The sequence below is a fragment of the Micromonospora sp. AMSO12t genome (genome assembly GCF_008806585.1).
Taxonomy (GTDB): Bacteria; Actinomycetota; Actinomycetes; order Mycobacteriales; family Micromonosporaceae; genus Micromonospora; species Micromonospora reichwaldensis.
Map to the genome: position 1 here is coordinate 1 of NZ_WAAS01000284.1, position 7,735 is coordinate 7,735.

7 protein-coding genes are annotated in these 7,735 nt (G+C 76.2%); 2 read left to right on the forward strand and 5 right to left on the reverse strand.

Translation table 11 applies throughout. The features are described from left to right. The 5 genes from F6X68_RS27845 to F6X68_RS27865 all read right to left on the reverse strand — a co-directional run. The coding region (locus F6X68_RS27845; protein WP_151457045.1) for a DUF58 domain-containing protein at positions 1-1,305 on the reverse strand (1,305 nt) is incomplete at its 3' end. Then, entirely contained in the window at positions 1,302-2,294 is a 993-nt protein-coding gene (locus F6X68_RS27850; protein WP_192581560.1) for a MoxR family ATPase, read from the reverse strand. The genes F6X68_RS27850 and F6X68_RS27845, both read right to left, overlap by 4 nt. After that, entirely contained in the window at positions 2,291-3,760 is a 1,470-nt protein-coding gene (locus F6X68_RS27855) for a DUF4350 domain-containing protein (protein ID WP_151457046.1), read from the reverse strand. The genes F6X68_RS27850 and F6X68_RS27855 overlap by 4 nt, the downstream gene beginning before the upstream one ends. Then, a complete protein-coding gene (locus tag F6X68_RS27860; protein WP_151457047.1) occupies positions 3,757-4,323 on the reverse strand; it encodes a DUF4129 domain-containing protein in 567 nt (188 codons plus the stop codon). The genes F6X68_RS27855 and F6X68_RS27860 overlap by 4 nt, the downstream gene beginning before the upstream one ends. Beyond that, positions 4,320-5,162, reverse strand: a complete 843-nt coding sequence (locus F6X68_RS27865; protein ID WP_151457048.1) for a hypothetical protein — start codon at positions 5,160-5,162, stop codon at positions 4,320-4,322. The genes F6X68_RS27860 and F6X68_RS27865 overlap by 4 nt, the downstream gene beginning before the upstream one ends. Before the next feature lie 198 nt (positions 5,163-5,360). Here F6X68_RS27865 and mtrA point away from each other — a divergent pair, with 198 nt between their 5' ends. Next, the gene (gene mtrA, locus F6X68_RS27870; RefSeq protein WP_089001893.1) at positions 5,361-6,050 is read left to right on the forward strand and encodes an MtrAB system response regulator MtrA; all 690 of its coding nucleotides are present in this window, start codon (positions 5,361-5,363) and stop codon (positions 6,048-6,050) included. A gap of 12 nt (positions 6,051-6,062) precedes the next feature. Beyond that, positions 6,063-7,735: MtrAB system histidine kinase MtrB (gene mtrB, locus F6X68_RS27875; RefSeq protein ID WP_192581561.1), on the forward strand; the 1,673-nt coding region annotated here is incomplete at its 3' end.

The window sequence follows — 7,735 nt, forward strand, 5'->3', positions numbered from 1 at the left end:
TTGGCCCAGGGACTTTAGGCGGAGGTAGGTGTCGGCCAGGGTGGGGGCCAGGCGGCCGGCCGGGGCGTCCACCACCGTCACACCTTGGCGGGCCAGGGCGGTGCGGACCCGGTCTCGTTCGGTTAGGGCGCGCCAGGCCGCTGCTGCGGCGTAGGCGTCCGCCGGGCGCTGCGGGACGGTGGTGGTGAGGGCGGTCAGCACCGGGTCGTGCGTCGCCGCGATCACCACCTTGTGCCGGGCGGCCAGCCGGGGGAGCACCGGCAGCAGCCCCTCGCCGAGGGCGCCGGCCTCCAACGCGGTGAAGAGCACCACCAGGCTGCGCTGGCGCTGCCGGCGCAGCAACTCGCCCGCGATCAGGTCGAAGTCCGTCTCCACCAGCGTCGGCTGGAGCGGGGCGAGGGCGTGCACCACCCGGGAGAGCAGGGCCGGCCCGCCGGTGCCGGTGACCGTGGCCCGTACCGCCGCGTCGGCCGCGAGCAGGTCGACCCGGTCGCCGGCGCGGGCGGCGAGGGCGGTGAGCAGCAGCGCGGCGTCGATCGCGGTGTCCAGCCGGGGTTCGTCGCCGACCCGCACCGCCGACGTCCGTCCGGTGTCCAGCACGCACAGCAGCCGGCGGTCCCGCTCCGGCCGCCACGTGCGCACCAGCACGTCGGCGCGGCGCGCGCTCGCCCGCCAGTCGATCGAGCGCACGTCGTCGCCGACCACGTACTCGCGGAGGGTGTCGAACTCGGTGCCCTGGCCCCGCCCCCGGCTCACCTGGGTGCCGTCGATGACCCGCAGCCGGGACAGCTTCTCCGGCAGGTGCCGGCGGGAGTCGAAGCGGGGCAGCACGCGCAGCGTCCACGGCGGGGTCGCCGGCCGCCCGGAGCGCTGCCGGAACCCGAGCCCCAGCGGCCCGAACGAACGCACGGTCAGCGCCACCGCCGGCCGGTCGCCCCGCCGCAGCGGGGTCAGCCGGCTGGGCAGCGCCACCGTCGCGCCCGGCTCGACGCGCACGAGCTGTCCCGGCGGCACGTCGGGGCGGGCGCCGGCGGAGGGCACCCAGGCGTCGCGGACGCGCGCCCGCAGCGTACGGCCGGAGGGGTTGTGCAGCAGCAGCGCGACGGTGGCGGTGCCGCCGAGCCGGACCGCGCGGTCCCCCTGCCGGGCGGCCGTGAGCGCGCCCGGGGGCGCGGCCAGCGCCCGGTCGAGCAGCACCAGCAGCAGCACCGCCCCGGTCATCACCAGCAGCCCGGCGAACGGCGACGGCCAGGCCGGCAGGGTCAGCGCGCCGACCGCCAGCAGGAGCGCCGCCCGCCAGGTCATCGCGGCGTCGGCACGGTGGCGAGCACCGTGTCCAGCACCTGGTCCACGCCGACGCCCTCCAGCTCCACCTCGGGGCGCAGCCGCAGCCGGTGCCGCAGCGTCGGCCGGGCGACCGCCTTAACGTCGTCCGGTACGACGTGGTCGCGGCCGGCCAGCCAGGCCCACGCCTTGGCCGTGTTGAGCAGCGCCGTGGCGCCCCGGGGCGAGGCGCCCAGCTCCAGCGCCGGGGTGTTGCGGGTGGCCCGGCAGAGGTCGACGACGTAGCCGAAGAGCGGCTCGGCCACGTGCACCCGGCCGACCGCCGCCCGGGCCGCCGCCAGGTCGGCCGCGTCGGCCACCGGCCGTACGCCGGCAGCGGTGAGGTCGCGCGGGTCGAAGCCGGCGTGGTGCGCGCGGAGCACGCCCAGCTCCTCGTCCCGGTTGGGCAGCGGCACGGTGAGCTTGAGCAGGAACCGGTCGAGCTGCGCCTCCGGCAGCGGGTAGGTGCCCTCGTACTCGATCGGGTTCTGGGTGGCGGCGACGATGAACGGGTCGGGCAACGGCCGCCGTTCGCCCTCCACCGAGACCTGCCGCTCCTCCATCACCTCCAGCAGCGCCGACTGGGTCTTCGGCGGCGTCCGGTTGATCTCGTCGGCGAGCAGCAGGTTGGTGAAGACCGGCCCCTCGCGGAAGGTGAAGGCGGCGGAGCGCGGGTCGAAGATCAGCGAGCCGGTGACGTCGCCCGGCATCAGGTCCGGGGTGAACTGCACCCGCTTGGACCCCAGGTCGAGGGCGGTGGCCACGGTGCGGATCAGCAGGGTCTTGGCCACGCCCGGCACGCCCTCCAGCAGCACGTGCCCGCGGCAGAGCAGGGCGATGACCAGGCCGGTGACGACCGCGTCCTGCCCGACGACCGCCTTGGCGACCTCGGCGCGCAGCCGGTGCAGGGCGGCACGGGGGTCGACGGGGTCGATGGTCGGCGGCTCGGCGGTACCGGCGGGTCGGGTCACCGGGGGTCTCCTTCGGCTCGGTGCGGGTGCGGTGCGGCGGGTGGGGGCGGTCCGTCGGTGGCGTGCGGGGCGGCGACGCGGGTCAGCCGGTCCAGCGCGCGGGCCAGGTCCAGCAGGTCCTGGTCGGTCTCGGGCCCGGCGCCGTGCAGCACCTCGTCGGTCCACCGGGGGTCGTCGCCGGTGCGGGCGGCGACCGCAGCGGCCACGTCGGTCGGCGGCGCGGTCGGCGGCAGGTGCAGCCGGGGCGTCAGGCGGTCCAGGGCGGCGCTCCGCAGCGTCCGCGCGGCCGCGTCCCGGGCACCCGCCTTCTCGTAGAGCCGCGCCCGGCCGAGCACCGTCTCCGCCGAGCGGACCGTGACCGGCAGCGGCTCCACCGCTGGCGGGCCGAGCCGGCGGGCCCGCCAGAGCGCGGCCAGCAGGGCGGCAAGGGCGAGTTGGGCCAGCAACGCCCACAGCCAGCCGGGGAAGGCGGACCAGAGCGGGTTCGGCGGGTCGGGCCTGTCGGCCCGGTTGTCGCCCCGCCCCTCGCTGTCGTCGTCGGTCTCCCCGCCCGGGTCAGCCGGGCCGCCGGGGCGCCCGTCGCCGGTGCCGTCCCCGGTGCCGGTGCCGGTGCCGCTTCCCGGGCCGCCGTACCCGGTGGAGCCGCCCGGCGTCGGCGACCAGGCCGGGCTGCCGCTGCTGCCGTCGCCGAAGACCGGCGGGGGTTCGGGGCCGTCCAGGTCGAGCCACACCACCCGGCCGGGCCCGCCGAGCAGCGCGGTGGCGAACGCCCGGTTGTCCCACTCGTCGATCCGGTCGTTGCGGAACGGATCGCTGGCGCCCACCGCCACGGTGCTCTCGGGGACCCGGGGCAGCAGGGCGAGTCCGTCGGCGAAGCAGAACCGGACGGGCGCCGACGCGCCTGGGGCGAGCGCGTAGCGCTGCAGCCCGACCGCCACCCGCCCGAGCTGCCGCAACTCGGGCAGCGGGCAGGGCAGGCCCCGCGCGTCCGGCCCCACGGCCTGCGCGGCCCACCGGCGACCGGCCGGTTGCACCGGCAGCAGCCTCACCGCCTCCAGGACCCGTCGCGACGGGTCCACCAGCACCAGCCTGGTGGTCGAGGGCAGCGAGTCCAACGCGCCGACCGTGTCCGGGTGCAGCAGCCCCGGCGCGGGCACGAAGAGCGTGGCAGCCCCGCCGCGCGCGGCCAGCAGGGCGCGCAGCGTGTCCGTCTCCCGCTGCACGGTGACACCCTGCCCGCGCAGCGCGTCGGCGAGCCGGCTGCCGCCGTCGTCCCCGGTCGCGACCGGCGAGAGGAATCCCCGGTCGCCGGGGTCGGGCTGGTCGACCGCGCGGGTGACCAGGGTGGTGGCCAGCAGCGCCGCGGCCAGGCCCAGCGGGATCAGCAGCCGGTGCCGGCGGCGCCGTCGCCGGGGGGCGACGTCCGCGCGTGGCGCCGGTGGTACGGCGGTGGTCTGTGCGCTCATGGTCGTGGCCCGTCCTCGGGTCGCCCGGTCAGCAGCCGGTCCAGGTCGGCGGCGTGCTCCCGCATCCGGTGGTCGTGCTCGACGGAGGCGGGGCGCTGGCCGTACCAGAGCTCGGAGAAGATCGCGCCGGCGGCGCTCAGCGGTGGACCCACCTGGGGCCGGGTGTCCGTCGCGGCCCGCACCAGCTCGGCGACGGTCATGCCGGGCTGCGGCTGCACCACGCGCCGGGCGGTCAGCTCCCGGACCATCGCGCGCAGCCGCTCCCGGACGGCTTCGGCGTACCGGCCCTCGGCGGCGAACCGGTCCGCGAGGGAGACGTACGCGGCGGCCGGCAGCTCGGGCTCGCGGGGCGCGGGGACGACCGGCGGCGGGGCGTCCGGCGGCGCGGTCTCCCGGCGGCGTCGACGCAGCCGGGGCAACCGCCGGGGGACCCAGGCCGGGAACGTGTACCAGCCGACCGCGACCAGCACCGCGGCGAGCACCAGCAGCAGCGCGACCAGGGTCAGCGGCACCCGGTCGCCGAGCGCCGCCGTGGTCTCGGTCCACCACCGGCTGAGGCTCATCGCCCGGCCGCCAGCAGCACGGTCTCCGGCGTGCCCGGCCGGGCCCGGGACAACCGGATGTCCAGCCCTTCGGTACGCATCCGGGTCTCCAGGTGCAGCACCGCGTCCAGGCAGGCCAGGGCCGGGTAGGCGACGCTGTTCACGCCCGCCCAGACGGCCAGCGAAAGCCACCCGGCCCAGGCGCGGTCGACGAGGTCGAACGAGTCCAGCCCGACGTAGACGCCGACGCCGAGGCCGACGCGCACGATCCACCACACGAGGTAGCCGAGCAGCCGGATCCAGCCGGCCCGGCCGGCGCCGCGGACGGCCAGGGCGGCCGCGCGCAGCGGGGCGCGCAGCGGATGCACCCGGTCGACGACCAGCGCCGGCGCCACGGCGCCGAGCAGGGCGAACCCGACGATCCACGCCGGCCCGAACAGCGCGACCCCGCACATCACCACGCCGACGAGGACGGCGAGCAGCGCGGTGGCGCCCCAGCGCGCGCCGGCCGGGCGGAGCAGTTCCCGGGGGCCCGGCGCGCGGCCGAACAGGGCGGCCCCGGCGGCCCGGGCGGCAGGATTTCCGAGCAGCAGGACGATCACCGCCTCGGTCGCCGCCCCCACCGCCAGCAGCAGCCAGTACGCGCCGAACCGCCCGAACTCCGGCAGCCAGGCGGGTGGCGCCGTGTCGGCGGCGAGCCGCAGCGGGTGCAGCAGGAGCTGTTCGGCCACGGCCAGTACGAGGGCGACCGGCACCAGCACCCGGGCCTGGCCACGCAGCAGCAGGACCGCGGAGTCCAGCAGTTCGCCGACCGTGAGGGGGCGGCGCGGAAGCACGGCGGTCGGGCCGGCGTCGGGCACGCGTACTCCTGGGGACGGACGGCGGTGGCGCGTGACGGCGCACGCGGGGATCATGGTGACACGCCCGTTCCGATCGGGTGGACCCGCACGTCGGGGCGGCGACGCCGGGCACCTGTTGCTGGGCGGCGACGTCCCACGGCAGTACCGTGCCGGGTGACGGGGATCCCACCAACTGAAGGGGATGGAAACATTAACCCCATGAGAGCCCGGGTACTGGTGGTCGACGACGACCCCGCGCTCGCCGAGATGCTCGGCATCGTCCTGCGCAGCGAGGGATTCCTGCCCTCCTTCGTCGCCGACGGGGAGCGGGCGCTGGCCGCGTTCCGCGAGAACCGCCCCGACATCGTCCTGCTCGACCTCATGCTCCCCGGCATGAGCGGCATCGACGTGGCGCGGTCGATCCGGGCCGAGTCGGGCGTGCCGATCGTCATGCTGACCGCCAAGAGCGACACCGTCGACGTGGTGCTCGGCCTGGAGTCCGGCGCCGACGACTACGTGGTCAAGCCGTTCAAGCCCAAGGAGCTGGTCGCCCGGATGCGGGCGCGGCTGCGCCGGGGCGAGGACGTCGCCCCGGAGATGCTGACCATCGGGCCGCCCGGCAACCAGATCACCATCGACGTGCCGGCGCACACCGTCAGCCGCAACGGCGAGGAGGTGAAGCTGACGCCGCTGGAGTTCGACCTGCTGGTCGCGCTCGCCCGCAAGCCGCGCCAGGTCTTCACCCGCGAGGTGCTGCTGGAGCAGGTCTGGGGCTACCGGCACGCGGCGGACACGCGGCTGGTCAACGTGCACGTGCAGCGGCTGCGGGCCAAGATCGAACCGGATCCGGAGCGGCCGGAAATCATCCTCACCGTGCGGGGCGTGGGCTACAAGGCGGGCACCGGATAGCCTGGTCACACTGTGGCCACCTCCCCGATTCCGGACCCCCCGACGGCAGCTCCGCGCCGGCGTGTCGCCGCGCGGGAGCTGTGGCGTGGCGTGAGCGGCCGGGCCGCGCGTCTGCTCGCCGGGTTGCACCAGAGCTGGCGCCGGTCGCTCCAGCTGCGGGTGGTGACCATCACACTGGTCGCGTCGAGCCTGCTGGTGGGCGGTTTCGCCTACCTGATCGCCGACAAGATCACCGGCATCCTGGTGGAGAACGTCGAGACCGACGTGCGGATCCGGCTGGGCAACGGCGCGGACTACGCGGCGAAGCAGTTCGGCCTCTACAACCAGCCGCAGGAGGGGCAGCTCCAGGAGACCATCGACGGCACGGTCAACTACCTGGCCGGCGGTGACCCGCAGCAGACCACCGGCGTCATCGTGGCGCTCACCGCCGACAACCACACCGGGGCCATCCAGCCCCGGTCCTCGCCCGCGGTCAACGTCCGCCCGCTGATCAGCCGGGAGCTGCGCGAGACCGTCGCCGGGGGCAAGGTCGCCAGCCAGATCCGCACCGGGCGCCTCGGCGAGGAGCGCACGAAGTACCTGGTCTACGGCTCGCCGGTGCCGACCCGGTTCGGCCAGGTGGAGCTCTACTACCTCGTGCCGCTGGCCCGGCAGGACACCACGGCCGCCGACGTACGGGGCACCGTGGCCGCCACCGGAGCGGCCCTGGTGCTCCTGCTCGCCCTGCTCGCCGGCCTGGTCACCCGGCTAGTGGTGACCCCGGTACGGGTGGCCGCCCGCACGGCCCAGCGGCTCTCCGCCGGCCTGCTCGACCAGCGGATGGTGGTCAACGGCGAGGACGACCTGGCCCTGCTCGCCGCGTCGTTCAACCAGATGGCGACCAACCTGCAACGGCAGATCCTGCGGCTGGAGGAGATGTCCCGGCTGCAACGCCGCTTCACCTCCGACGTCTCGCACGAGCTGCGCACGCCGCTGACCACGGTCCGGATGGCCGCCGACCTGATCTTCGCCGAGCGGGACGACTTCGACCCGGCGGTGGCCCGCAGCGCCGAGCTGCTCCAGGCCGAGCTGGACCGCTTCGAGGAGCTGCTCACCGACCTGCTGGAGATCAGCCGCTTCGACGCCGGCTTCGCCATGCTGGACTCCGAGCCGACCGACCTGGTGCCGGTCGTGCACCGGGTGGCCGACCGCCTGGCGGGTCTCGCCGAGCGCGTCGGGGTGGCCATCGAGCTGGACGTCCCCGGCACCCCGGTGATCGCCGAGGTGGACCCCCGACGGGTGGAGCGGGTGCTGCGCAACCTGGTCGGCAACGCCGTCGAGCACGGCGAGGCCAAGCCGGTGCTGATCACGCTCGGGGTGGACGACACGGCGGTGGCGATCACCGTCCGCGACCACGGGGTGGGGCTCAAGCCGGGCGAGGAGAAGCTGGTGTTCAACCGCTTTTGGCGGGCCGACCCGTCCCGGGCCCGGCAGACCGGCGGCACCGGGCTGGGCCTGTCGATCAGCCTGGAGGACGCCCGGCTGCACGGCGGCTGGCTGGAAGCGTGGGGCGCGCCCGGGCAGGGCGCCCAGTTCCGGCTCACCCTGCCGTCGCGGGCCGGCGACCGGCTGACCACCTCGCCGCTGCGGCTGGTCCCGGCCGACGCCACGCTGCCCTTCGGCGGGCCCCGGGCGGGCGGGCTGTT